Here is a 25,501-nt window from a genome sequence, read left to right as displayed (position 1 = left end):
CCGCAGCTAGCGGACCCGCTCGGGCGTCGGCGCCGTGATCAGCAGTCCCGCGAGGAGGCTCGCGAGGAGCATGAGGCCGGCCCCGCACCACAGGGTGACGGAGTAGCCGCCGAGGACGGCCGCGTCCGTCTGCGCGACCACGTCCGACAGCGAATCCGGCAGGCCCTGCCCGCCGAGCAGGAACCCGTCCTTCACCGCTTCGACCAACCCCTCCGGAACGTTCGCAATGCCGTCCAGCCGGGCCGAGATGACCCAGCTGAGGATGCCGGCGGTCATCGGTGCGGCGATCCGGGCGCCCAGGTTGTGGGCGGTGAGGGCCATCGCCGCGGTCCCACCCGAGTACTCCGGGGCCGCCCCGCCCGTCGCGGTCGCGAGGAGCGGCACCAGGGCCACACCGAGACCGAGACCGACGAGGAGAAGGCCGGGCAGGACGATTCCGGCGTACGTGCTGTCGCCGTCGAGCAGGGCCAGGAGTGCCACTCCCGCCGATGCGAGCAGCAGCCCCGGGACGACCAGCAGGCGGGGTGCCAGCCGGTGCTGGAGGCGGGCGGAGATCTGCGTGGAGCCGACCAGGAGCGCGCCGGCCATGGGCAGCAGGGCCAGGCCGGTACCGGCCGGGCCGGCGAAGGCGAGCCCGACCATCAGGTACGGGTGCAGGACGAGGATCATGGTCAACGTCCCCATGCTCACGAGGGACAGGGCGAGGCGGGAGCCGACGCGCTGACGGTCCTTGATCGCGTACGCCGGGACGAGAGGGGTGCCGGTCCGGGTCTGCCACCACAGGAAGGCCAGGAACAGCGCGGTGCCGACCACGAGGAGGGCCAGGGCCAGGGGGTCGGTCCAGCCGTCGTCGCCCGCGGCCCTGTCGAGGCCGTAGACGAGAGCGGCGAGCCCGCCGGTGCCGAGCAGCAGGCCCGGTACGTCGGGACGGATGCGGGCCGCGGGGTCGCGCGCCACCTGGCTCCCGACGAGGGCCGCCACCCCCGCGAGCGCGGAGACGGCGTACAGGCACATGCGCCAGCCCATGACGTCGACCAGCCAGGCGCTCGCGAACACCCCGATCGCCAGCTCGCCGCCGACGAGCACGGCGTAGATCCCCAAGGCCCTGCCGCGTTCCTTCGGTTCGGTGAACCCCCCGCTCACCAGCGCCAGGGCGGCCGTCGAGAGCAGCGCGGCGAACGCGCCTTGCAGGGCGTGGGCCCCGATGAGCAAGGCGGCGCTGGGGACCGAGCCGGCGAGCGCGGCGGCGGCGGCGAATCCGGCCAGGCCGACGAGCAACGTCCGTTTGCGGCCCAGGAGATCGGCGAGGTGACCGCCGAGCAGCAGCAGTCCGCCGAACGCCAGTCCGTAGGCGAGGAACATCGCCAGGAGGGCGTCGACGGCCAGACCCAGGTCGTGCTGGATGACGGGTGCGGCCGCGGTCATGGTCGCCGCGCCGATCACCACCGCGACCTGGGCAAGGACCGCGGCGGTGAGTCCCCACCACCGTCCGGGGGCCGGGCCGGACGCGACGGTCGGAAACGCGGGAGGCGCCCAGGCTCCCGGCACGAGATCCGCGGGCGGCCCGAACCCCGGCGGCGGCGGGAGGTTGTCCACGGGAGTGGTGGGCGTGTAGGCAGGCGGCTGCGGCAGTCCGTGGGGTGCGGCGGGCTGCGCCTGGGCCGGGATCCGCGGATCCGGGGCGAAGTCGAGCAACTGCGCCGCACGGCGCCCGAGTTGCGCGAGGACAGAGCCCGGCAGCCACTCGTCGGCGCCGTCCGGCTCCGTGCGGGCGGCCACGTCGAGGGGCGTCGGCCGCCGCGTCGGATCCTTGTCCAGGCACGCGCGCACGAGGCCGACGAGCGACTCCGGTACGCCCGTCAGGTCGGGTTCCTCCTCCGCGACGCGGAAGAGGTGCGCGTTCAGCCCGGTCTCCGACGCGCCGAAGAGGAGACGGCCCGTGGCGGCGTACACGAGGACGGCGCCCAGGCAGAACACATCGCTGGCCGGGGTGAGTTCGAGTCCGCGGACCTGCTCGGGCGACATGAAGCCGGGAGAGCCGATCAGCATGCCCGTACGGGTGTGAAGGCTGTCCCCGGCGAGGCTGTCCATGGCCCGCGCGATGCCGAAGTCGATCACACGCGGCCCGTCGACCGTCACGAGGACGTTGGACGGTTTGAGGTCCCGGTGGATCAGACCCGCCGCGTGCACGGACCGCAGGGCGACCGCGAGCCGGTGCGCGAGAACACGGACCGAGCGCTCGGGCAGCGGCCCGAAGTCCCGGGCGACCACGGTGGTCAGGTCGGGTCCGGGGATGTACTGGGTGGCCACCCACGGCACGACCGCCTCGGTGTCGGCGTCCAGGACCGCCGCGGTCCACTCCCCTCCCACCCGACGCGCCGCCTCCACCTCGCGCGCGAAACGCCTGCGGAACTCGGGGTGTTGGGCGTGCTCGGCCTGCACCACCTTCACGGCGACCGTCCGCCCGCCCTCCGACCTTCCGAGGTACACCAGCCCCATGCCACCCGCCCCCAGGCGGCCGATGAGGCGGTACGGGCCTATGCGTGTCGGGTCTTCCGCGATCAACTGTTCCACGTCGGTAACATAGTTGAGCCGACCTCCGCCCGGCACGGGATCACCGCGAACGACCGAAGGACGGAAGACTCGTATGCACCCCGTCTTCGACGCCCACCTCCACATCGTCGACCCGCGCTTCCCCCTGATCGAGAACGACGGCTATCTGCCGCCGGCCTTCACCGTCGGGCAGTACCGCGAGCGCGTCTCCGGGCTCGACGTCCGCGGCGGCGCGGTCGTCTCGGGTTCCTTCCAGGGCTTCGACCAGGAGTACCTCCGCGACGCGCTGGCCGCGCTCGGCCCCTCCTTCGTCGGTGTCACGCAGGTGCCGGCGAGCGTGACGGACGAGGAGATCGTCGGCCTCGACGCGGCGGGGGTGCGCGCGGTCCGCTTCAACGTCCGCCGCGGCGGATCGGCCACGCTCGACCAGCTGGACCGCCTCGCCCGTCGCGTCCACGACGTCGCCGGCTGGCACACGGAGCTCTACATCGACGCCCGTGACCTGCCGGACCTGGCCACCGCCCTGGCCGCGCTGCCCGCCGTGAGCATCGACCACCTCGGTCTGCACCGCGACGGACTCCCCCACCTGCTCGCCCTGGTCGAGCGGGGGGTCAAGGTCAAGGCCACGGGGTTCGGGCGGGTCGACCTCGACCCCGCCGAGGCCATGACCGCCGTCCTGAAGACCGATCCCACCGCCCTCATGGTCGGCACCGATCTGCCGTCCACCCGGGCCCGCCGCCCGTTCGCCGACGACGACCTCGCCCTCGTCGCCCGGACCGTCGGCGAGGAACACCTCGACGCCGTGCTGTGGGACAACGCCGCCGCGTTCTACCGCCTCCCCGGCACGGCCACGAACCGGTAGGGCTCTCCCCGAAGCCCCGGGGAGGGCGCGCCTACCGCTCCGGCGTGCTGCCGCGTACGACCGGCTCCGCCGGGAGCAGCAGGCCGCTCGTCGGGGTGGCGGCGGGGTCCTCGACGGCGGTGATCAGCCGGTCGACGAGGGCGTGGGCGATGCCGGACAGCGGCAGCCGCACGCTGGTGAGGGCGGGCTGGAGCACCGTACAGAGCGGCAGGTCGTTGAAGCCCGTGACGGCGACGTCGGCGCCGACCCTGAGACCGGCGGTGCGGACGGCCTGGTAGGCGGTCAGGGCGAGCCAGTCGGTCGCGCAGACCAGGGCCGTCGGGCGGTCGGGGCCGACGAGCAGGCGCTGGACGGCGTGGGAGAGCGCGGCCGGGTCGTCGCCGGGGACGCCGACCTCGAAGGCGCCTTCGGGCGCGGCGGCCGCGGCCTGGAGCAGGCCGACCCGGCGGTCGGCGAGCCAGGGCAGGGAGGCGGCGGAGTTGACGTAGCAGATCCGGCGGTGGCCCTGGTCGAGGAGGCGGCCGACGAGGGCGGCGACGGCGGCGGCCGAGTCGATGTCGACCCAGTTCTGCGGTCGGCCGGGGGCGGTGCGGCCGAAGGCGGCGAACGGGAAGCCGGCCTCGGCGAGGACGTCGACGCGGGGGTCGTCGTGGATGACGTCGGAGAGGATGAACCCGTCGACCTGGCGGGCCGCGATCAGCCCGTTGAAGGACTTGGCGACAGCGTCGGCGCCGTGCTCGGGGTCGCAGCGGAACAGCAGGATGCGGTGGCCGACGGCGTCGGCGGCGCTCACGAGCGCCTGGAGGAAGCCGCCCATGAGGGGGTTGGGGTCGGCGGGGTTGTCGGCAGGTGCGGGATAGCCGATGACCTTGCGGGTGCCGGTGCGCAGGCTGCGGGCGGACTGGTCGGGCTGGTAGCCGAGTTCGTCGATGGCGGCGGTGACCCGGGCGAGGGTGGTGGCGCGGAGCCGGTGGGGGGCGTTGAGGGCGTTCGAGACGGTCTGGCGGGAGACGCCCGCCGTGCGCGCGACGTCCTCGATGGTCACCTGTCGAGCGGTCATCGTTCCTCTGTGTGCGGTGGTCGGCGGGCCGGGGCGGCCGCCCCGGCCCGCCGGTCGTCAGTGCTCGCGGGTCAGGGTGAGCAGGCCGCCGGTCGGCACGGTCACCGGGTTCACCCCGGCGACGAGATCGAGCACGGTCTCGGACAGGATCTCACCACGGCAGTCCTGGACGCGGGCGAGGGCCCGTTCCGGCCGCCCGGTCGTCAGGAGCACCACGGGGTCGCCGTCCGCGTTGGCGACGAGCAGGGTCCCCGGGCCGTCCGTGGCGTCCCGGTCCGGGAGGGCGACCGGGAGCGGCGCGTAGCGGGCGACGATCGTGGTGCGGTCGTCGCCGGCGCGGACCTGGGGGTAGCCGAGGTCCGGGCGGGAGGGTTCGAGGCTGCCGAGCTGGAGGACGTCGGCGTGGCGGCGGAAGACGCCGAGCCAGAAGCCCAGGGCAGCGAGCTGGTCGGGGGTCTGTGCGGCGAGGTCGACGGAGATCTGCGGCACCGAGAAGAGGGCGTTGACGAGGTGGACGGCCACGGACTCGGGCGTCTCGGCGGAGTTCCACATGATCATGTCGGCGTGGACGGCGAGCGGTCCCGCGGTGAGCCGGCAGTCGACGATGCGCTGGCGGTTCTCGGCGGGGCTGAGCGGGCAGTCGACGGTGCGGACCATGGTGGCGTACGGCCAGAGACCGGGGCTGACGTACGGCTGGCGGTGCTCGACGATCACGTCGGGCCGGGTGCGGCGCAGCCGGGCGTCGAGGTCGGCGAGGAGTCGGCGTACGCCTTCGTGGACGGTGTCGTGGTCCGCGCCGGCCGGCGCGGGCGGCGGGTCGGCGCGGGCGAAGAGGTCGATGAAGTCGAGCTTCACGCCGTCCATGCCCCACTCCTCGACGGCGCGGGAGACCTTCTCGATGAGGTAGCCGCGGACCTCGGGGTGGCGGGGGTCGAGCACGGCCGCGTCCAGTTCCGGCACCTCGCGGAGGATCATGCCCTTGAAGCGGTCCCAGGCGTCGTTGTGCCGGCCGATGAACGGCAGCGCGTACCAGAGCAGGTAGGCGAGGCCGGTCCTGTGGACCTCGGCGACGTGGGCGGCGAGGTCGGGGAAGGCCTCCGTGTGGGGCTCCCAGTCGCCGCAGTGGCCGTAGCCGCGGGTCCGGTCGGCGGTCTGCCAGCCGTCGTCGACGATGATGCTCTCGCAGCCGAGCCCCGCGGCGAGGACGGCCTGGTGTTCGACGACGGCCGCGTCGACGTTCTGGTGGAGGCTGTACCAGGTGGAGTACGCGGGCATCCGCGCCGCGGGGGCGACGCCGGGGTGGTCCAGGCCCTCGGCCCACCAGTCGGTGACGGCCCGCAGGGTGGTGGCGAAGTGCCGGCCGCTGAGGTCGATCCGCAGGCGCGCCGGCGGCCCGCCGGGGGTGAGCTCCTGCTCCACGGTGAACGCGAACTCCCCGCTCTCCTCCACCACACCGGCGCCGACGCGTACGGGCGCGGCGGTCTCCCCGGCGGCGGCCGTGCACAGGGCGCGGTCGTGGGTGCCGACGAGGGCGGCGACGGGCGCGCCCAGGGCGAGCGAGACGGTCCGCGGTGCGGTCCAGGAGGGCGGCAGCCAGCGGGAGGCGTTGGTGTCGGGGGTCCAGTAGGCGGTGGCCCCGACGCAGGGGACGCGCCATTCGGCGCGGAGGGTGACGGCCTCCGTCGCCGTGACCTCGATCAGGGCCACGCCGTCCTCGGGCAGGGTGACGGTGGACTCCCACGCGTCGCTGCCGAGCCCGGTGAGGTGGACGGTGAGGGGGTCTCCGGTGGGGTGGTGGAGACCGGTGACGACCTGCCGGTGGACGACGGTGTCGGGCAGGTCCCCGGCCGCCTCGTTGGGGCGCCAGGCGGGGACGGGCGGCTGCGGAACCGCGGTGTCCTCCGTGTTCTCGGGAGTGCCGCCCTCGGGAGTGGCGTTCGGTGGTGCGGTGGTCACGGTGGTCACTCCTTGGTGGCCCCGGCCAGCAGGCCGGAGATGAACTGGCGTTGCAGGACGAGGAAGAGGGCCATCACGGGGATGGCGGCGATGGCGCCGGCCAGCAGGACCTGCGCGTAGTTGGTGGTCGCCAGGCCCTGGAGGGTGGCGGTGGCGACGGGCAGCGTGTACATCTCGGGGCTGCGGAGCGCGATCAGTGGCCAGACGAACTGGTTCCAGCCGCCGAGGAAGACGAAGAGCGCGAGCGCCGCGATGATGGGCCGGTTGACCGGGATGACGATCCGCCACAGGACCCGCAGTTCGCCGGCGCCGTCGACGCGGGCGGCGTCGAGGAGTTCGTCGGGCATGGAGCGCAGCGCCTGCCGCATCAGGAAGATGCCGAACGGGGTGACCAGACCGGGCAGGATGACGGACTCGTAGGAGTCGATCAGACCCAGGTCCATCATCATCTGGAAGATCGGGATCAGCATCACCGTGTCGGGGATGACGAGGGTGCTGAGGAGCAGGACGAAGAAGAGGTTGCGGCCGCGGAAGTCGAACTTGGCGAAGGCGTAGCCGGCGAGGACGGAGACGACGACCGCCCCGACGGTCTGGAGGCCTGCCACCAGGAGGGTGTTGAGGAGGACGCGGGTGAGGCCGATGGACTCCTGGAGGCCCTGGAGGTTCTCCATGAGGTGGCCGCCGGGGAGCAGTTTCGGCGGCCAGGAGAAGACGTCCTTGTTGTCCTGGGTCGCGGCCATGGCGAGCCAGTAGAACGGTCCGACGCAGAGCCCGAAGGCGCCGGCGAGGAGCACGGTGAGGAGGGTGCCGCGGAGCTTCATCGGCGCTCTCCCATCAGGCGGACCTGGAGGATGCCGAGGAGGGACACGATCAGGGCGAGCGCGTAGGCGAGGGCCGAGGCGTAGCCGAAGTCGAAGTACTTGAAGCCGTTGTTGTAGAGGTACATGGTGACCGTGAGGGTGGCGTTGTCGGGGCCGCCGCCGGTGAGGACGTACGGCTCGTCGAAGAGCTGGAGGGTGCCGATGGTGGAGAGCACCACGGTGAGGAGGAGGATCGGCCGCAGCTGGGGCAGGGTGATGGAGAAGAAGCGGCGGACCGGACCGGCGCCGTCGACCATCGCGGCCTCGTACAGCTCCTTGGGGACGCCCTGGAGGCCGGCGAGGTACATCACCGCGTTGTAGCCGGTGTAGTGCCAGGTGATGACGAGGACGACGCCGACGCGGGCCCAGACGGGGCTGCCGAGCCAGTTGACCCGGTCGACGCCGAAGAGGGAGAGCACCCAGTTCAGCAGTCCCGCGTCGCGGTTGAGGATGACCGAGAACATCACCCCGGCGGCGACCAGGCCGGTCAGCGAGGAGACGAAGACGCCGAGTCGCCAGAGCGGGCGCAGCCACACCTTGGTGGAGTTGAGGCCGAGCGCCACGAGCAGGGCGAGGCCGAGCATCAGCGGCACCTGCACGACGAGGATCAGCGCGGTGTTCTTCAGCGCCGTCCAGAACAGCGGGTCGTCGAGGAGGCGTCGGTAGTTGGCGAGCCCGGTGAACTGACGCTCGTCGCCGTTCCCGGTGGTGAGGCTGATCCAGAACGAGGCGGCGATCGGGTACGCCTTGAAGATCGCGAAGCCCAGGACGGCGGGCATGATCAGCAGGTACGGGACGGATTCCCGGGTCAGCAGGCGGCGTCGGCCCTGGCGGGCTCGGCCGGTGCGCCGGGGGGTGCCGCGACCGGCGGGAATGCCGGTCGCGGTGGCGTGCGCGGCCCCGGTGGCGGGCGCGCGTTCGGACGGGGCGAGGGACATGGTCAGGCCGCCTGCTGCCGGCCGGTCTGCTGGGCGAGCTGCTTGGCCGCGGCCTTGAGGGCCTCGGCCGGATCGGCACCCTTGATCAGGACCTGGCTCTGGGCGTCGCTGGCGAGCTTGAGGGCGCGGCTGTAGTCGCCGGTGAAGTTGGTCGCGCCGGCTCCGGCGGTGAGCGAGTCGACGAAGGACCTCAGCACCTTCTGGCCGCCGTAGAAGGGGTCGGGCGCGCTGAACTTCGGGTCGGTGTAAGCCTCCTTGAGCGCGGGGAAGACGCCGCCCGAGGCGAACATCCGGTTGATCTCGGCCGGCTTGGTGAGCGCGTACTCGACGAAGCGCCAGGCGGCCTTGCGGCGCTTGCTGGTGGCGGAGACGGTCAGGAAGGTGGAGTTGACGATGGCGCTGCGGCCTCCCCCGGGGACGGCGGCGGGCGGCTGCATGACACGCCACTTTCCGCTCTGCGCGGGGAACTTGTCGGAGAGGTACTCGATGGCCCAGGCGGGGTACGGGGCGGTGGCGAGCTTGCCCTGGCCGACCAGGCGCTTCCAGGTGCCCTGGCCGGCGGTGTCGGCGAGCAGACCGGCGTCGTTGAGCCGCTTGATGACGGTGAGGGCCTGGACGGCCTCGTCGGAGGCGAGCGTGACCCTGCCCTCGGCGTCGAAGTAGAAGGCTCCCTGGAGCTGCATCAGGTTCTGGAAGAAGTCCATGTCCTGGACGGTTCCGGGCTTGTCGAGCCCGAGGAGCTGGGCGCCGGTGGCGGCGCGGATCTTCGGCCCCGCGGCGATCAGGTCGTCCCAGCTGGAGAGGGAGGCCGGGTCGACGTCGGCCTTCTCGAAGTAGTCGTGGCGGTAGAACAGACCGAGCGGGTTCACCTCCCACGGAAGGGCGTGGACGGCCTTGTCCTTGCCTATGACGGTCGGCCAGAGGCCCTCGACGAAGGCGTCCTTGTGGCGGTCGGCGCCGAGCTTGGACAGGTCGGCGAGGCCCTGGGGGAACTTCTCCATGTATCCGGGCAGGTAGTCGACACCGATGTGCAGGACGTCGGCGAGTCCCTTGCCGCCCGAGGCGAGCCCGACGGTGATCTTGTCCCAGATGGCGGGGTTGCCGAGGTCCTGGACGTCGACCGTGATGCCGGGGTTGTCCCGCTCGAAGGAGGGGACGACGCCCCGCAGGGCCTCGGCCGCGGTGGTCCAGCTCCACACGGTGATCCTGCCGCTGTCGCCGTCGGCGCCGCCGGCACCGCCCGATCCTCCGCTGCCGCTGCCGCCACAGGCGGTCAGGCCGAGTCCGGCGGCGGAGGCGGTGGCGAGCTGGAGGAGGTGTCTGCGGCTCAGGTGGTGGGACATGTCGGCTCCTGGAGGGTGAGGGTGTTGCCGGTACGGGTGCTGCCGGTGGTGAGGGTGTGCAGCGCCTCCGCGAACAGATCCACGGCGGCGGCCGGCGTGGAGGTGTGGGGAGAGAGGCGGATCCACTCGTCGCGGCGCGTGGTGATCACGCCGGCCGCTTCGAGAGTGCGGTGGACGGTCACGGGGTCGTGACCGGGGAGACGGAAGGTGCCGATGCCGGCGCGTTCCCGGTGGCCGAGCCCGTCCAGCAGGATCTCGGCGCCCGCCTGCCGGGCCCGGTCGAGCAGCTCGGCGAGGGTGGCCCGGATGCGGGCGCCCGTGGCGGCCGGGCCGCCCTCGGCGAGCAGCTCGTCGACGGCCGCGCCGATGGCCGCGGCGGCCGGGAAGTCCGGGTTGGTGGCGAGGTGGGCGGCGGCCCCGGGCAGGGGCGGGGCCGGATGCCGCGCCGCGAAGGGTTCCGCGACACCGGCCCAGCCGCCGAGCCCGGGAGCCAGGCGCTCGGCGCACCGGTCGCGGATCAGCAGCAGCGCGGCGCCCCAGCCTGCCCGCAGCCACTTCTGGCCACCGCTGACCAGGACGTCGGCGGCGTCCGTTTCGAGGGGGACGGCCCCGAGTCCCTGGATGGCGTCGACGATGAGGAGGCGGTCCGGCCCGAGGACCTCCTTGAGGGCGGCGAGCGGTGCGACGTGTCCGGTGAGGGAGTCGACGGCGCTCACCGTGAGCGCGGTGACGTCGGGGGTGAGGTTCCGGCGCAGCAGGTCGGGGGTGATGTGCCGCCGGCCGTCCGGGGCGACGAGCCGGACGGCCGGGCCGCCGCGGCCGGCGAACCGGAGCCAGGGGTAGACGTTGGCGGGGAACTCGTCGCGCGGCACCAGGACGGTGCCGGGTCCCTGGAGGCCGGCGGCGACGGTGAACAGGCCGTTGCTGGTGGACGGGGCGAGGGCGATCTCGTGGGGGCGGGCGTCGAGGAGCCGGGCCGCCGAGGTCCGCGCGGCGTCGCTGAGGGCGAAGAGCCGGTCGAGGTCGGCGGGGTCCGAGCGGGTGGCCAGGTCGGTCGCGGCGGTGAGCGCGGCGGCGGCCCGGCGGGAGAGCGGGCCGACCCTGGCGTGATCGAGGTAGCCCGCCCGCGGACCACAGGCGGGGGCCGAAACGGACGCCGCGCGATTGACGGTCTCAGGTGCCCGTGGATGAATTTGATCGTTCAAAATCTGTTCCTCAAGATGCCATCAGCATGATCTTCCCGGAATTTGAAGGTTCACATTAGAGAGCCGAGGTCTCCTCGGCAAGAGGTCGGACGAAGCGAACCGCCGCCCTTCGGGGGAACCTCCGCGGGGCGTCGCGCGGCGCCGGCGGATGCTCCCCGGGTTCGGGCTATCCATGGCCACAGCCGACGGTCGCCCGTGACCGTCACCGTCCGGGAGACCGGAAAGGTTGGGATTCCAGTGGCTGTCAAGCCCATCCCCGAGGGATACCCGCGCGTCACGCCGTACCTCTGCGTCGACGGAGCCGCGGCCGCGATCGACTTCTACGTGTCCGTGCTGGGCGCGGTCGAGCGCATGAGGATGCCCGCGCCCGGAGGGACCATCGGCCACGCCGAGCTGACCCTCGGCAACTCGGTGATCATGCTCGCGGACGAGTTCCCCAGCATGGATTTCCGCTCGCCCAAAACGGTCGGCGGCACCCCGATCACCCTCCACCTGTACGTCGAGGACGTCGACGCGGTCTTCGCCAAGGCCCTCGCGCGGGGCGCCAAGGAACTCTCGCCCGTCAAGGACGAGTTCTACGGCGACCGCACCGGGCAGCTCGAAGACCCCTTCGGCCACCGCTGGAACCTCGCCACGCACGTGGAGGACGTCCCGGAGGAGGAGATGGAGAAGCGGGCCAAGGAGGCCCTGCAGTCCGTGCAGCCGCCGTCCGACGCCGCCTGAGCGAGGGCCCCGTACGGATCGACGACGACGGGCCGCTTCGCCACGCCCCGCTCCCCTCGGGCGGGGGCGACGAAGCGGCCCGCTCCATCGGCAACACCCCTCCATGACCACATACCTGAATGTGAGTCAGAGACACGGATCCCGTCGGGAGTCTTGCGCCCCCCTCGAACTCTCCCTAACCTCCCGGCCAATGGTTAGGAAGACTTCCTGTCTTTTCGCGCACCACTCCCCCGAGGACGCCCTGTGCCACAGACACCCAGGCTCCGTCGACACCGACCGCTCCGCTCCCTGGCGGTCCTCGCCGCCCTCGCCACCGCCCTGACCCCGGTCACAGGAATCGGCGCTCCGGCCGCCGCCGCCGCGGACGCGGACGCGACGGTCACGGCGGCCGCGATACCCGACCTCACCAGCGCCAACCGCCGAGCCCCGATCCCCGGACTGCCCGACTGGAGCAGGGCCGGCTACCGGGGCGGCGCCCCGCTCCCCGGCGCCGCCGAGGCGCACCCGGACGCGGCCTGCCACATCACGGCGGCCGAACTCGCCGCGCAGTACGGCGTACGGGCCGACGGCACCGACGCGACCAGCGGGCTCCAGCGGGCCGTCGATGCTCTTCGGACGACGTGCACCCCCTCCGCCGGCTTCACGAAGCTGTCGTCCATCACCCTGCCCGCGGGGCGGATCCTCGTGACCCGCCAACTCGCCCTGGACGCCGACTACATGGTGTTACGCGGCGCCGGCATGGACCGGACCACGCTCGCCTTCCGGCCCGACGCCGACACCCGTTACGACACCCTCACCGCCGACGGCAGCGACTGGGACGAGGACGGCATGACCCACGGCGCCGGAAAGGGCGGCTGGACCTGGCCGGGCCGTGGGCTGCTGCGCGTCCAGACCCGCGAGGTCTCCCCGAAGTACGCGAGCGACCACGCTTCCGCGCCCGCCGACCGGAAGGACCTGTTCGAAGGGAGCGTGAACCAGCACTGGGCGAGCGGTGTGCCGCTGCGGGAGGGCTCGCCCATCGGTTCCACGCAGGTCAGGCTCGCCGCCGGCACCGACATGAACCGCTTCAAGGCCGGCGCCCCTCTCTGGGTCGGCGCCGCCAACACCGCGAAGTTCTACCAGCAGCAGACGATCAACGACCCGTCCACGTACGTGAACCTGCATATGCGGCAGCAGATCTTCCGGATCGCCGCCGTGGACACCGCCGGCAAGAACCTCACCCTCGACAAGCCCCTCGAGTTCGACCTGCCGCTCGACTCGACCTCCGACGGTTCGGCCGCGATCGGCGGCACCGTCTACCCGAGCCGCGTGACACCGCTCAAGGTCGTCCAGGGCGTCGGCATCGAGGACCTCGGCATCACCCAGGAACTCGACGGCATGCCGAAGCTCGGCGGCGGCACGTACGACGTCACCCCGGCCGACGCCAAGGCCAACTTCGGGAACATCGCCCCGGAGTACGCGCAGCACGGCATCGTCCTCAAGTGGGCCGCCGACGTCTGGATCCGGCGGGTCGCCACGCGGATGACCGGCTCCCACGCCGTCGTGACCGAGAACGCCAAGAACGTCCAGGTGCAGGAGTCGTCCTTCGACGGCTCCTGGAACAAGGGCAAGGGCGGCAACGGCTACTTCCGCGGCTCGCGCGTCTGGGACTCCTTGTACGCGTACAACACGAGCCGGAACCTCCGGCACTTCACCTTCCAGTGGTCGGCCTCCGGCAACGTCGCCGTCGGCAACGACTTCGACAGCGACCTGAACCTGCACGGCGGTTGGGAGCGCCGCAACCTCTTCGAGAACAACAGGGTCGCGGTCCCCTTCGAGAACTCCTCGAAGAACTGCCGCGCCAACTGCGGCGAGGAGGGCGGCGGCGGTCCCGACGGCTCGACCTGGTGGCCGATCTGGTGGGGCGCGGGTGCCAAGGCGGTGAAGTGGTCCGGCGCGACGGGCCCGCAGAACGTCTTCTACGGCAACGACCTCGGCAAGCAGACCACGGCCGGCGGCGCGTACCAGCCGTACTACCCCGACCGTCAGCGCCTGTACCAACTGGGGAGTTCGGCCGCCGACCCGTCGGTGTACCAGCACCTGACCGCGAACGGCTCGGCCATCGCCGACTGGGCGGGCAGGGAGAACCTCGACTACGGCAAGGCCCCGCACGCCGGTGTGCACGCGTCCCGGACGGACACGTCGGGCTCGCTCTTCCTGAAGTCGGCCGGTACGGATCCGGGCCCCGGCGGCCCGGAGGTGCCCCCGACGCCGGTCTCGGCGGGCAAGCCGGCGACGGCGTCCTCCGTCGAGTCGGCCGGGTTCGAGGCCGGGCGCGCGGTGGACGGCGACGCGGGCACGCGCTGGGCCAGTGCGGAGGGCGTGGACCCGCAGTGGATCCGTATCGACCTCGGCGCGCGGCACACCGTCTCCCGCGTGAGGCTCGCCTGGGAGGCCGCGTACGGGAAGACGTACCGGATCCAGGTCTCCGACGACGGGACGGACTGGACCGACATCCACTCCACCGGCGCCGGCGACGGTGCCGTCGACGACCTGACGGTCTCGGGGACGGGCCGCTACGTCCGGATGTACGGAACCGCGCGCGGCACCGCGTACGGCTACTCCCTCCACGAGTTCGAGGTGTACGGCACGCTCGCACCGGACGGCGGAACCCCGGGCGGCGGCCCGGTGGTGGACGTCTCCACCGCCGCCCAGCTCCGGAGCGCGCTGGCGGGCGCCCTGCCCGGGCAGACGATCAGGCTGGCCGCCGGCGAGTACCGGGGCGCCTTCGTCGCCCGGACGCCGGGCACCGCGTCGGCCCCGATCACCCTCACCGGGCCCGCGAACGCGGTCCTCGTCAACGACGGGCCCTCCGGTACGGCGCCCTCGTGCCCGGCCCCGGTCGCCGGCTGGGACTCCGGGTACGGGCTCTGGCTGTACGGCGCCCCGTACTGGAAGCTGACCGGGTTCACGGTGAAGGACTCCAAGAAGGGCGTCGTCCTCGACGACTCGCACCACGTCACGCTCGACGGGCTCTCCGTCCACCACGTCGAGGACGAGGCGGTGCACTTCCGGCGCTCGTCCTCCGACGGCGTGATCCGGAACTCCGCGATCAGCCACACCGGTCTGGTCCAGCCGGGCTACGGCGAGGCCGTCTACATCGGCTCCGCCGGGTCCAACTGGTCCTGCCACGGCAACACCGGCGGTGTCGACCGCTCGGACCGGATCCAGGTCCTGGACAACAGGATCGGTCCGAACGTCACGGCCGAGCACATCGACATCAAGGAGGGGACGGCCGACGGTGTCATCCGCGGGAACACCTTCGACGGTACGGGGATCAGCGGCCAGAACTCCGCCGACTCCTGGGTCGACGCCAAGGGCACCGGCTATCTGATCGAGAACAACACCGGCAGGTTCGCCCCGCCCGGCACGTTCGCCAACGGGTACGAGACCCACAACCCTTCGACGACCCCGTCCTTCCCGAACGGCTGCGGCAACGTCTGGCGGGGCAACACGTCGGACCTCGGAGGCACCGGCGCGTACGCCATCAAGATCACCTCGACGTCGAAGTGCACCGCCTCCCCGAACGTCGTCCACTCCGGCAACACCGTCACGAACGCCGTCTCGGGCCTGACGAACGTACCCGTCACGCCCTGACCGCCACCGGGCCCCCTGCCTCGTACGGCAGGGGGCTCTGCGATCCTGTTCGGCGTGACGCTCGCGCCGCCCGTCCCGGAACCCATCACCCCGGACTCACCCCACGCCCCACCCGGTCCCGGTCCTCTCCTGACCCAGTCCTGGCTCGACCTGGCGTTCCTCCACTGGCCCGTCGACCCCGGCGTGGTCGCCCCGCTGCTCCCGTCCGGGACCGTTCCGGACACCCTCGACGGTGTGACGTACGTCGGGCTCGTCGCCTTCCGGATGCACCGGGTCGGATGGTTCCGCCTCCCCGGCGTGCCCTACCTGGGCAGCTTTCCCGAGACCAACGTCCGCCTCTACTCGGTGGACGCGCGGGGCCGGCGCGGTGTGGTGTTCCGTTCGCTCGACGCCTCACGGCTCGTGCCCGTCGCCTTCGGACGGGCCCTGTTCCGGCTGCCGTACGTCTGGTCGAGGATGGCCGTCCGCCATGACGGCGCCACGGTCACCTACTCCAGCAGCCGGCGCCTGCCCGGGCCGCGCGGCGCGCACAGCCGGATCGTCCTGCGGGTCGGGGAACGCGTCGAGACCCCCACCGAGCTCGAACACTTCCTGACGGCCCGCTGGGGAATGCACACCGCCTTCTTCGGGCGCCCGCTCTACCTCCCGAACACGCACCCGCGCTGGCCGCTGCACCGCGCGGAACTGCTGGCGTGCGAGGAGAACCTGGTGGCAGCGGCGGGCTTGCCCCACCCGACCGGCGCGCCCGTGAGCGTCCTGTACTCCCCCGGGGTCCCCGTGGAATTCGGCCTCCCACCCCACCGCCCCGGCGGCATCCCCACGCCCTGAGCGGACGGAGCGGGGCCGCCCCTCAGATCATGTCGCCCCAGCCGAAGGTGGCGACGTACGCCCGCTGGAACCCGTGCCCGGCCCTGTCCCCGTCCGCGTGCACCCAGATGACGGCGACGAGGAACCAGAGCAGGACGATTCCGCCCACGACACCCAGCGCGACGAGCTCTCCGAACCACGCGAGAAGGGCCAGGGCGCTGATCACCACGGTCAGGCCGATGTGGGCTCCCCCCAGGTCGATCGGCCGTGAGTTGCGCCGGGCGCGGCGCACGGCGCGTTCCTCCGCGAAGCGCTGCTCGCGGACGTCCTGGGGTTCGTTCTCGTCGAAGTGCATCGCTACCCCCTGAGCACGACGTCGGGTCCTCGGCGCAGGACCGTTTCTGCTCAGTGAGACCCTCGCCGCCCACATGAGGTTGCCCTGGCTGTCGCACGACAATCGTCCGGACAGTCCACCGGCACCGTGCCTGTCGTGCTGCACGGTGCCGGATCGGAGGCGGGGGGCGTGTCGTCGCGCCTCGGGAGGTCGGACAGGGGCGGTCAGGTGGAGATCTCGGGGAGCACGCCCGTGACCGGTGCCGCGAGGTCGGTGAGCTGGTGGATCTGGTGCAGTTCGTTCAGTCGGCCGAGTCCGCCCAACTGACTCTCGATGCCGGGGAACTGCGCGCGGGACTCCTCGGGGATACCGGTCGTGGCGACCGCGTCGAGCTCGCTCACCGGGTTGACGGGCGGGCCGAGCGGGGTGGCGACGGAGACGGCCTGCGCCGCCGACGCGCCGAGGCACGAGAAGGCGGCGGCGACGGCGAGGACCGAGGAGATACGTCGTGTCGAAGTCATACCCCTCACAACGGAACGGCGTGCCGACGGACACGGCCGTGCCCCGGTCCCGCCCTCCGAACGGGGTAGGGGACCCCTCCCCGCTACACCCGCTTCAACCTGGCCCGCCACGGACCGTCGGCCGCCTCGAACTGCACCACGAGCGGCCCCGCCGGCAGCGGAACGGTCTCGCGTCGCTCGCCGATCTCGTTGACGAGGTTCTCGTCCTCGGGCAGGGCCGTGTGGTCGTCGTGCCGGGCGAGTTCGAAGATGTTCACGATCAGGTTGTCGTCGCCGCCGTACTGGATGGCGAGGTCGGCCACTCCCCCCGTGTGCAGCAGCACGTCGGGACCGCGGGACTCCACCTCCCCCTCCGTCAGCACGTGGGCCGCCGCCAGCGGCGACACCTCCACCCGCCACGGCCCCTCGGCCTCCAGCCTGAGGCGGAGGTTCCCCTTTCGGGGAACCGTGGCGAGCACCCTGCCCCGGAAGTCGTCCTCGGTGCTGTTGACGAGGTAGTCCTTCTCCTTGTTCTTCCAGTCGAGGACCGCCAGGCCCGTGTACCCGTCGCCCCTCACCTCGAGGTGGACGACGACCGGACCCGGAGGGAGCCCGCTCACGGTGATCACGTCGTTGTCCCGGCCGCTCTGGGTGTATGGCGCGAAGACCGGTCCGTACGACCAGGCGGGTCCGTACGCCACCGGCTCCGGCGCGACGGGGGCGGGAGGGACGACGGGGGGTGCGACCGGCGGTGCCATCGGCGGCTGCTGAGGCAGCGCGAAGGTCGGGGCGTGAGGTGCGGGCTGGGCAGGCTGGGCGGGCAGCGGCACCGACTGAGGCACGGGCGCGGACACCGGCGCCGGCATCTGCACCGCCTGTGGCACCTGTGGCACCTGTGCCGCGACCGGTCGTGCCACATCCACCCCGTGGTCCGTGGCCAGGCCCGCGAGGCCGTTCGCGTACCCCTGGCCCACCGCCCGGAACTTCCAGCCCCCGGCCCGCCGGTACAGCTCCGCCAGCACCATCGCCGTCTCGGGGCCGCCCTCCGTCACGTCGTACCGCGCGACCGACGTACCGTCGGGGGCGAAGGCCTCCACCGAAAGACCGGCGACGTCCCGCATCGTGGTGCCGTTCTCCGTCGAGCCGACCACCAGGACGCGGGTGATCCGCTCCTCGACCGTGGTGAGGGCGACGTCCAGCCACGCCGTGCCGTCGCCCGCGTCGGTCAGCCGGATCGCACCGGACGGATGCGTCGGTGCTCCGTGAAAGACGACGTCTCCGTCGCCTCCGACCGTCCCACCGTCCATGAGCAGCAGAGCCATGGCGTCCACCCCGCCGCCCCGTACGGCGATCCTCAGCGCGACGGACGGTACGAAGCTGTTCTCCCCCTTGATCATCGACCCCACGGCGCGACGGCCCTTCCCCTCGTGTCCCCACCCTTGTCGATCACAGTCCGATCCTGCATTCGAACCGCGCTCGCGGGCAAGGCCCTTCGTCGACGGGCCGTCAGGTCAGGCGCCCGCCAGCTCGGCGTTGGCACGCTCGGTGACCAGCGTCAGGACGCGGCCCGCGGTCGCGAGGTCCTCGGCGGGGATGCCGGCGTAGAGCCGGGCGGAGATCTCGGCGGACTCGGCGGAGGTGACCGCGTCCAGCTCCCGTCCGGCGTCCGTGAGCCTCAGCCGGGACGCGTCCGCCGGGTCCTCTTCCAGCACCTTGCCGGCCGTCAGTTCGTCGACGACGCCGCGTACGAACGACTCGTCGGTCTTCAGTGAGCCGTTGACCTCGACGACGAGCTCGTCGAGGCCGATGGACCCGCCCGCGACCACGACGGCCCGGAGCGTCACGCTCTGGTGGTACGTGATGCCGTGGCGGGTCAGCACGCTCTCCAGGACGGCACGCGCGGCGAAGAAGGCCAGGGCGACGACCCGGCCGTTGGCCGAGGGTGCGGGCGTGGTGGATGTGGTGGGTGTGGTGGTCATGACTGCTCCTCGTCGTTCGCGGTGTGCGGTTCAAGAGGTACGTCGAGCAGGGTCGCCAGTTCGCGGGTGAACTCCTGGGCGCGCGGGCTGTCTTGCCCCCCGAGCGGTTCCAGCAACTGGTCCAGGAGGCCCTGGACCACCCTGATGGCGCGCCGCGTGACCTCGCTCCCCTCCTCGGTGAGCGACAGCTGTACGGCGCGCGGGTCGTCGGGGTCCCGGGTGCGGGCGACGAGTCCGGCGGCCTCCAGGGCGCGGGCCAGCTTGGACACGTACAAGGGCTCGAGTCCCGTGTGGTCGGCGAGGCGGCGCTGGCTGGGCCGGAGCCCGGAGCGCGCCATGCCGTACAACGAGGCCACCAGCGCGTACTGCGCGTGGGTCAGACCCAGCGGCGCGACCGCCCGGTCGACGGCCACCCGCCACTTCATCGACAGGCGCCAGACCAGAAATCCCGCTGTGGCGCCTTCAGTTGCTCTGCTCACTCGAGATACAGTACATGGCTACTATGTACATGGCTACTATCTTTTCGCGGATGCGCGCCGTCGAGGTGGGGTGTGGGTGGGGTGGGGTGGGGTGGGGCGGCCGGAGGGAGTACGCACTCCTTGCCACTTACAACTTATAGCGCACAGGGGGGCTTGCGGCAAGGCCCCGGTCGTACCGCAGAATCTCTCTTCCAAGCCCCAGACCTGCAGAAACGGGAGATCGTTGCCCCCTCGCATCGAAGCTGATGACATGACCGCTCTCGTCACCAGTGCGTTCGACCTGCCCGACCGCCTGTCCGCCAAGGCCGACCCGGCCCTGATCGCCGACGACGAGAAGCACTTCGCGGACATCGCGGAGAGCCTCGACCAGGTGATCGCCGAACTGTCCGACCGGCTCGACGCCGAGCTCAGGGCCCCCGGTGGCGTCGGCCGTGAGGCGATGGAGCGGGACATCGAGGTCCACCGGCTGACCACCCGCCTGCGCGCGCTGCGCCGCTTCGGCCTGGACCTGTGTCTGGGACACATGGTCGCCGCGGACGGTTCCGAGCCCCTGTTCGTCGGGCGGCTCGGCCTCACCGACACCTCGGGCCGCCGACTCCTGATCGACTGGCGCTCCCCCGCCGCCGAGCCGTTCTTCGGCGCGACCCACGGCAACCCGATGGGGCTCGCGAGCCGCCGCAGGTACCGCTGGACCGGCGGCCGGATCAGCGACTACTGGGACGAGGTGTTCACCCAGGACGCCTTCGCCGGGCACGCCGCCCTCGACGACCAGTCGGCCTTCATCGCCAGCCTCGGCAACAACCGCTCGGCCCGGATGCGCGACGTCCTCGGCACCATCCAGTCCGACCAGGACGCCATCATCCGTGCGGGGTCGCGCGGCGCCCTCGTCGTCGACGGCGGCCCCGGTACGGGAAAGACCGTCGTCGCGCTCCACCGCTCCGCCTATCTCCTCTACTCCGACCCCCGTCTCGGCCACCGTCGGGGCGGCGTGCTCTTCGTCGGCCCCCACGACCCGTACCTGGCGTACGTCGCCGACGTCCTCCCCAGCCTCGGCGAGGAGGGCGTACAGACGTGCACCCTGCGGGACCTCGTCCCCGAAGGGGCGTCGGCGCCTGCCGAGGCCGACCCGGAGGTCGCCCGGCTGAAGTCGTCCGCCGGTATGGTGAAGGCGATCGAGAAGGCCGTCCGGTTCTACGAGGACCCGCCCACCGAGGCGATGACGGTCACCACGCCCTGGGCCGACATCCGGCTGAGCGCGGAGGAATGGGTCGAGGCCTTCGAGGCGCCGGGGCCGAGCACTCCGCACAACGAGGCGCGCGACCTCATCTGGGAGGAACTGGCCACGATCCTGTGGGACAAGTTCGACGCGGCCGGATACGCGGAAGGGAACGGGGACGGCGACGAGGACTCCGTGTCGCCCGAGCAGTTCCGCAGGGCGCTGCTCCACGACAAGGAGCTGGTTAGCGCGCTCCATGGCGCGTGGCCGATCCTCGAAGCCGCCGACGTCGTCGGTGACCTGTGGACGGTCCCCGCCTACCTGCGGATGTGCGCTCCCTGGCTCGACCGCGACGAGGTCCGGACCCTGAAGCGCGAGGACCCGCACGCCTGGACGGTGTCCGACCTGCCTCTCCTGGACGCGGCACGGCAGCGGCTCGGCGACCCGAAGGCCTCGCAGCGCAAGCGCCGGCACGATGCCACCGTCGCCGCCGAGCGCGAGCGCATGGCGGGCGTCATCAGCGACATCGTGGAGGCCGATGCCGACGGCGAGGGTGCGGTGACCATGCTGCGCGGCCGGGACCTCCAGGACAGCCTGATCGACGAGTCGGCGCTGCCCGGCGCCGACGTGGACCCGCTGGCCGGCCCCTTCGCACACGTCGTCGTGGACGAGGCGCAGGAGCTGACCGACGCGGAGTGGCAGATGCTGCTGCTGCGCTGCCCGTCGCGGAGCTTCACCATCGTCGGTGACCGCGCCCAGGCCCGGCACGGCTTCACCGAGTCGTGGCGGGAGCGGCTGGAGCGGGTCGGGCTCGACCGGATCGAGGTGGCCTCGCTCAGCGTCAACTACCGGACGCCGGAGGAGGTCATGACGGAGGCCGATCCGGTGATCCGCGCCGCGCTCCCCGACGCGAACGTACCGAGCTCGATCCGCAGCAGCGGCATCCCCGTGGTCCACGGATCCGTCTCGGAGCTCGACTCGGTCCTGGACACCTGGCTCGCGGAGAACGCCGACGGGATCGCCTGTGTCATCGGCGATCCGTCGTTCCCCGCGACGGCACGCGTCCGCTCGCTGACCCCGCAGCTGTCGAAGGGGCTGGAGTTCGACCTGGTCGTGCTCGTCGACCCGGAGACGTACGGCGAGGGCATCGAGGGGGCGGTCGACCGCTACGTCGCCATGACCCGGGCGACGCGGCAGCTCGTCATCCTCACGAGCTCCTGACCGCCTCCTGACGGCGGCGAGGTGACGGTGGGGCCGAGACCGGTCCCGCCGTCACCTCGCGGCGGCGCCGCCCACCCGGACGGCTGACGGCCGGTCGGGGCGTTGACCAGGCGATTCCCCCTCCAGGGCTCGTCATATAGCAGGACGAGTGGTTTACCTTCCCGTCCGTGTGAAGGCGCTGGCCCCTGGGACGCCCGTGCGTCGAGTGTGTGCGCGATGAGTACTCACGACACCCCCACTCCGGACATCAGCACTCCCTCACGGCGCTCCGTGGTCACGGCGACCGGTGCCTCGGCGCTCGCCGCCGGGCTCGCCGCCGCCTCCGCAGGGCCCGCGACCGCGTGGAGCCCGGGCACCGCGCCCTCCACGACGCCCACCGCCGTCCCCGCCGTCGCACCGCCCGGCACCGACCCGCGGGCGTACGCCACCGTCGCCCGCGCCATCGCCGTCTACGACGAGCACGACGAGCCGCTCGTCCCGGCCTATCTGAGGATCGTCGAGAACGGCCTGCCCGCCCGCCGGGCGAAGGCCACGAAGCGGGTCCTGATCATCGGCGCCGGGCCGGCCGGGCTCCTCGCCGCCGACCTGCTCAACCGGGCCGGCCACGACGTCGTCGTGATCGAGGCCAACGGCAACCGCGTCGGCGGCCGGATCAAGACGTTCCGCAAGGGCGGCCACGAGAACGGGGCGCAGCCCTTCGCCGACCCCCTCCAGTACGCCGAGGCCGGGGCGATGCGGCTGCCCGAGAGCCACCCGCTCCTCATGGCGCTGCTCGAGAAGTCCGGCCTCCCGCTCCAGGAGTTCTACCTGGTGGACGTGGAGGTCGAGGACCCCGCGAAGAAGGCCAACCGCACCTGGATCCATGTCAACGGCGTCCATGTACGCCGGGCCGACTACGAGCGGAACCCCGCCCCGGTCAACGACACCTTCGGCGTCACCGGCGACCACCGGACGAAGACCGCCGCCGTGATCCTCGCGGACGCCCTCGAACCCGCGCGCCGGCTCGTCCGGGACAAGGAGGGGACGGCCCTCGTCGAAGGCTGGATCGAGATCCTGCAGCGGTACGGCCACTGGTCGATGTACCGGTACCTCACCGAGGTCGCCGGGCTCGACACCCGCACCGTCGACCTCGTCGGCACCATCCAGAACCTGACCTCACGGCTCCACCTCTCCTTCATGCACAGCTTCCTGTCCGCCGCGCTCATCGACCCCAGGACCAGGTTCTGGGAGATCAAGGGCGGCACCGCGCTGTTCGCCGACGCGCTGTACGCGCCGGTGAAGGGCAAGGTGCGGCTCGATCGGCGCGCCGTACGGATCGAGCGGCACGGCGGCAAGGTCAGGGTGCACACCGTCTCCGAGGACCACCAGACCGGCGGGGAGGGCGTCACGGAGGTCTTCGAGGGCGACGAGGCGATCGTCACCGTCCCCTTCTCGGGACTGCGGCACGTGACGTTCGACCCGCCGCTGTCCTACGGCAAGCGCCGGGCGATCACGGAGCTGCACTACGACGCGGCGACCAAGGTGCTGCTGGAGTTCTCCCGGCGGTGGTGGGAGTTCACCGAGGCGCAGTGGAAGGAGGCGCTGGACTCCATCGAGGACGGGCTGTACGAGCGGTACCGGGCGGGCGGGGTCGCGCACGCCGAGTACCTCGGCGCGCACCGGTCCGTGAAGGACCTGGGGGTGACGATCCCCGACGCACTCAAGGACTACTACTCCGTCTTCCGGCCGGTCGCGGACCACGAACCGGAGGCATCGCACGTGCGGGGCGGCGGCACGGTCAGCGACAACGCCAACCGCTTCATGTACTTCGAACACGCGCAGCCCATGGAGGGCAGCGACGGAGGCATCATGCTCGCGTCCTACAGCTGGGCCGACGACGCCCTCAAGTGGGACGCGTTCGCCGACGAGGAGCGGTACCTGCGGGCGCTCGCCGGTGTGCAGGCCGTCTTCGGCCGCCGCTGCGAGGTCTTCTTCACCGACAAGTGCAGGACCCAGTCGTGGATGCGTGACCACTACGCGTACGGGGAGGCCTCGGTGCTCTTCCCGGGGCAGCACACCGAGCTGTTCCCGGACGTCCCCACCTCCGAGGGGCCGCTCCACTTCGCGGGGTGCCACACCTCCATCAAGCCCGCGTGGATCGAGGGGGCCCTGGAGTCCGCCGTCCGTACGGCCCTGAAGGTCCATACGGGCTGACGGAGGGGTGAGGGGCCACCGGCCCGGTCACCGGGTCCCGGTCACCGGGCCGGTGGTCCTCACCCGGGCGTGAGTTCGCCGCTGAGCTTCTCGTGGAGGGCGGCGCTGGGTTCGTTGAGGCCGATGATCTCCACGGTCTTGCCGCGCTGGGCGTACCGGGCCTCGACGGCGTCGAGCGCGGCGACGGACGAGGCGTCCCAGATGTGCGCGGCGGACAGGTCGATGACGATCTTGCCGGGGTCGGTGGCGTACGCGAAACGGCCGACGAGGTCGTTGGAGGAGGCGAAGAACAGCGCGCCGGTGACGCGGTAGACGACCGTGGTCCCGTCGGGGTCGGTGACGGCCGTGACGTCGGCGAGGTGGGCGACGCGCCGGGCGAAGATCACCATGGCGGTGACCGAGCCGCAGACGACGCCGACGGCGAGGTTGTGGGTGGCCACCACACAGACGACGGTGATCACCATGACGGCGATCTCCCCGGTGGGCAGTCGGCGCAGCGTCCTCGGGGCCAGGGAGTGCCAGTCGAACTGAGCGAAGCAGACCATCACCATGACGGCGACGAGGGCGGCCATGGGGATGTCGGAGACGACCGGGCCGAAGACGATGCACAGCACCATCAGGAACACGCCGGACAGGAAGGTCGACAGGCGGGTGCGGGCGCCGGAGACCTTGACGTTGATCATCGTCTGGCCGATCATCGCGCAGCCGCCCATGCCGCCGAAGAAGCCGGTCACGATGTTGGCGATGCCCTGGCCGATCGACTCGCGGGTCTTGCTGGAGCGGGTGTCGGTGATCTCGTCGACCAGCTTGGCCGTCATCAGCGACTCCATCAGGCCGACCAGCGCCATCGCGAGCGCGTACGGGGCGATCAGCGTGAGCGTGTCGAGCGTGTACGGCACGTCGGGCAGGCCGGGGACGGGCAGGGTGGACGGCAGGGCACCCTTGTCGCCGACCGTCGGGACCGCGATCCCGGCGGCGACGGTGACGGCGGTGAGGACGGCGACCGAGACCAGCGGGGCCGGGACGGCCGTGGTCACGCGGGGGAAGAACACGAGCAGCGCGAACCCGGCGGCGAGCAGCGGCCAGACGGCCCAGGGCACGTCCCGGAGCTCCTTGATCTGGGCCATGAAGACCAGGATCGCGAGGGAGTTGACGAAGCCGACCATCACCGAGCGCGGGACGAAGCGCAGGAGCTTCGCGACCCCGAGCGCTCCGAGGACGATCTGGAAGGCACCGGCGAGGATGACGGCGGCGATCAGGTAACCGAGGCCGTGCTCGCGGTTCAGGGGCGCGATGACGAGGGCGACGGCGCCGGTCGCGGCGGAGATCATGGCCCGTCGGCCGCCGACGACGGAGATCACCACGGCCATGGTGAAGGAGGCGAAGAGTCCGATCGCCGGGTCCACTCCCGCGATGATCGAGAACGAGATCGCCTCGGGGATCAGCGCGAGCGCGACGACCAGGCCGCCGAGCACCTCGGTACGCCAGACCCTGGGGTCGCGCAGCCAGTCCGGCTTCAGGCCGCGCAGGCGCGCGACCGGGGACACGACGGAAACGGAGGAGGACAAGGGAACGGGAACCTGTCGTGCTCGGGCACACCCGCCGTGGGCGGGCGGGGGCGTGCGGCCCCGCGTCG

At 72.0% G+C, this 25,501-nt stretch carries 19 protein-coding genes; 6 read left to right on the top strand and 13 right to left on the bottom strand.

Annotation, left to right across the window (positions count from 1 at the left end; translation table 11 throughout):
* Window positions 1-6 precede the first annotated feature (6 nt).
* Window positions 7-2,574, bottom strand: a complete 2,568-nt coding sequence (locus SGA01_RS15595) for a bifunctional serine/threonine protein kinase/MFS transporter (protein WP_141297099.1) — start codon at window positions 2,572-2,574, stop codon at window positions 7-9.
* A 73-nt stretch (window positions 2,575-2,647) separates the two neighbouring features.
* Here SGA01_RS15595 and SGA01_RS15590 point away from each other — a divergent pair, with 73 nt between their 5' ends.
* Window positions 2,648-3,415: an amidohydrolase family protein gene (locus tag SGA01_RS15590; protein WP_141297098.1), complete on the top strand. Its 768-nt coding sequence runs from the start codon at window positions 2,648-2,650 to the stop codon at window positions 3,413-3,415.
* A 31-nt stretch (window positions 3,416-3,446) separates the two neighbouring features.
* Here SGA01_RS15590 and SGA01_RS15585 read toward each other — a convergent pair whose 3' ends face one another.
* From SGA01_RS15585 to SGA01_RS15560, 6 genes are read right to left on the bottom strand one after another with little or no spacing between them, the layout of a single operon-like run.
* Window positions 3,447-4,475, bottom strand: a complete 1,029-nt coding sequence (locus SGA01_RS15585) for a LacI family DNA-binding transcriptional regulator (protein ID WP_141297097.1) — start codon at window positions 4,473-4,475, stop codon at window positions 3,447-3,449.
* A gap of 57 nt (window positions 4,476-4,532) precedes the next feature.
* A complete protein-coding gene (locus SGA01_RS15580; protein WP_141297096.1) occupies window positions 4,533-6,431 on the bottom strand; it encodes a glycoside hydrolase family 36 protein in 1,899 nt (632 codons plus the stop codon).
* A 5-nt stretch (window positions 6,432-6,436) separates the two neighbouring features.
* Window positions 6,437-7,252, bottom strand: a complete 816-nt coding sequence (locus tag SGA01_RS15575) for a carbohydrate ABC transporter permease (protein ID WP_141297095.1) — start codon at window positions 7,250-7,252, stop codon at window positions 6,437-6,439.
* Window positions 7,249-8,229, bottom strand: a complete 981-nt coding sequence (locus SGA01_RS15570) for a carbohydrate ABC transporter permease (protein WP_141297094.1) — start codon at window positions 8,227-8,229, stop codon at window positions 7,249-7,251. The genes SGA01_RS15575 and SGA01_RS15570 overlap by 4 nt, the downstream gene beginning before the upstream one ends.
* 2 nt (window positions 8,230-8,231) lie before the next feature.
* Window positions 8,232-9,572: an ABC transporter substrate-binding protein gene (locus tag SGA01_RS15565; protein WP_141297093.1), complete on the bottom strand. Its 1,341-nt coding sequence runs from the start codon at window positions 9,570-9,572 to the stop codon at window positions 8,232-8,234.
* Window positions 9,557-10,777 (bottom strand): aminotransferase class V-fold PLP-dependent enzyme, encoded by a 1,221-nt coding sequence (locus tag SGA01_RS15560; RefSeq protein WP_229918463.1) that lies wholly within the window; start codon window positions 10,775-10,777, stop codon window positions 9,557-9,559. Before SGA01_RS15560 ends, SGA01_RS15565 begins: the two co-directional genes overlap by 16 nt.
* 237 nt (window positions 10,778-11,014) lie before the next feature.
* Between SGA01_RS15560 and SGA01_RS15555 the strand changes: the two genes are divergently transcribed.
* From SGA01_RS15555 to SGA01_RS15545, 3 genes are all read left to right on the top strand, one after another.
* On the top strand, window positions 11,015-11,500 hold the full coding sequence (locus tag SGA01_RS15555) for a VOC family protein (RefSeq protein WP_141297092.1): 486 nt from the start codon (window positions 11,015-11,017) through the stop codon (window positions 11,498-11,500).
* 243 nt (window positions 11,501-11,743) lie between these two features.
* A complete protein-coding gene (locus SGA01_RS15550) occupies window positions 11,744-15,136 on the top strand; it encodes a discoidin domain-containing protein (RefSeq protein ID WP_229918462.1) in 3,393 nt (1,130 codons plus the stop codon).
* A gap of 54 nt (window positions 15,137-15,190) precedes the next feature.
* Window positions 15,191-15,964, top strand: coding sequence for a YqjF family protein (locus SGA01_RS15545; protein WP_141297091.1), 774 nt, complete (start codon window positions 15,191-15,193; stop codon window positions 15,962-15,964).
* Window positions 15,965-15,986: 22 nt separating this feature from the next.
* Here SGA01_RS15545 and SGA01_RS15540 read toward each other — a convergent pair whose 3' ends face one another.
* The 5 genes from SGA01_RS15540 to SGA01_RS15520 all read right to left on the bottom strand — a co-directional run bounded on the left by SGA01_RS15540 (window position 15,987) and on the right by SGA01_RS15520 (window position 19,235).
* Window positions 15,987-16,298: a hypothetical protein gene (locus SGA01_RS15540; RefSeq protein WP_141297090.1), complete on the bottom strand. Its 312-nt coding sequence runs from the start codon at window positions 16,296-16,298 to the stop codon at window positions 15,987-15,989.
* A 203-nt stretch (window positions 16,299-16,501) separates the two neighbouring features.
* Window positions 16,502-16,798, bottom strand: coding sequence for a hypothetical protein (locus tag SGA01_RS15535; protein WP_141297089.1), 297 nt, complete (start codon window positions 16,796-16,798; stop codon window positions 16,502-16,504).
* An 83-nt stretch (window positions 16,799-16,881) separates the two neighbouring features.
* On the bottom strand, window positions 16,882-18,174 hold the full coding sequence (locus SGA01_RS15530) for a TerD family protein (protein ID WP_167534110.1): 1,293 nt from the start codon (window positions 18,172-18,174) through the stop codon (window positions 16,882-16,884).
* 114 nt (window positions 18,175-18,288) lie between these two features.
* Complete coding sequence (locus SGA01_RS15525) at window positions 18,289-18,756, bottom strand: winged helix DNA-binding protein (RefSeq protein WP_141297087.1); 468 nt, start codon at window positions 18,754-18,756, stop codon at window positions 18,289-18,291.
* Complete coding sequence (locus SGA01_RS15520) at window positions 18,753-19,235, bottom strand: MarR family winged helix-turn-helix transcriptional regulator (RefSeq protein ID WP_141297086.1); 483 nt, start codon at window positions 19,233-19,235, stop codon at window positions 18,753-18,755. The genes SGA01_RS15525 and SGA01_RS15520 overlap by 4 nt, the downstream gene beginning before the upstream one ends.
* A gap of 250 nt (window positions 19,236-19,485) precedes the next feature.
* Between SGA01_RS15520 and helR the strand changes: the two genes are divergently transcribed.
* Entirely contained in the window at window positions 19,486-21,672 is a 2,187-nt protein-coding gene (gene helR / locus SGA01_RS15515) for an RNA polymerase recycling motor ATPase HelR (RefSeq protein ID WP_141297085.1), read from the top strand.
* A 216-nt stretch (window positions 21,673-21,888) separates the two neighbouring features.
* Window positions 21,889-23,865 (top strand): flavin monoamine oxidase family protein, encoded by a 1,977-nt coding sequence (locus SGA01_RS15510; RefSeq protein WP_141297084.1) that lies wholly within the window; start codon window positions 21,889-21,891, stop codon window positions 23,863-23,865.
* 59 nt (window positions 23,866-23,924) lie between these two features.
* Here SGA01_RS15510 and SGA01_RS15505 read toward each other — a convergent pair whose 3' ends face one another.
* Window positions 23,925-25,412 carry a SulP family inorganic anion transporter gene (locus SGA01_RS15505; protein WP_141297083.1) on the bottom strand — a complete coding sequence of 496 codons (1,488 nt, stop codon included), beginning with the start codon at window positions 25,410-25,412 and terminating at the stop codon, window positions 23,925-23,927.
* Between the last annotated feature and the right edge of the window lie 89 nt (window positions 25,413-25,501).

Origin of the sequence: Streptomyces gardneri, from assembly GCF_006539185.1 — a bacterium.
Classification (GTDB): domain Bacteria; phylum Actinomycetota; class Actinomycetes; order Streptomycetales; family Streptomycetaceae; genus Streptomyces; species Streptomyces gardneri.
This window is presented reverse-complemented; position numbering and strand designations above follow the sequence as displayed.

What these genes read in the sequence shown, in the direction of transcription:
- SGA01_RS15590 (WP_141297098.1), top strand. Translation starts at nt 2,648, where the DNA reads ATGCACCCCGTCTTCGACGCCCACCTCCACATCGTCGACCCGCGCTTC.
- SGA01_RS15585 (WP_141297097.1), bottom strand. Translation starts at nt 4,475, where the DNA reads ATGACCGCTCGACAGGTGACCATCGAGGACGTCGCGCGCACGGCGGGC.
- SGA01_RS15575 (WP_141297095.1), bottom strand. Translation starts at nt 7,252, where the DNA reads ATGAAGCTCCGCGGCACCCTCCTCACCGTGCTCCTCGCCGGCGCCTTC.
- SGA01_RS15570 (WP_141297094.1), bottom strand. Translation starts at nt 8,229, where the DNA reads ATGTCCCTCGCCCCGTCCGAACGCGCGCCCGCCACCGGGGCCGCGCAC.
- SGA01_RS15565 (WP_141297093.1), bottom strand. Translation starts at nt 9,572, where the DNA reads ATGTCCCACCACCTGAGCCGCAGACACCTCCTCCAGCTCGCCACCGCC.
- SGA01_RS15540 (WP_141297090.1), bottom strand. Translation starts at nt 16,298, where the DNA reads ATGCACTTCGACGAGAACGAACCCCAGGACGTCCGCGAGCAGCGCTTC.
- SGA01_RS15535 (WP_141297089.1), bottom strand. Translation starts at nt 16,798, where the DNA reads ATGACTTCGACACGACGTATCTCCTCGGTCCTCGCCGTCGCCGCCGCC.
- SGA01_RS15530 (WP_167534110.1), bottom strand. Translation starts at nt 18,174, where the DNA reads ATGATCAAGGGGGAGAACAGCTTCGTACCGTCCGTCGCGCTGAGGATC.
- SGA01_RS15525 (WP_141297087.1), bottom strand. Translation starts at nt 18,756, where the DNA reads ATGACCACCACACCCACCACATCCACCACGCCCGCACCCTCGGCCAAC.
- helR (WP_141297085.1), top strand. Translation starts at nt 19,486, where the DNA reads ATGACCGCTCTCGTCACCAGTGCGTTCGACCTGCCCGACCGCCTGTCC.
- SGA01_RS15510 (WP_141297084.1), top strand. Translation starts at nt 21,889, where the DNA reads ATGAGTACTCACGACACCCCCACTCCGGACATCAGCACTCCCTCACGG.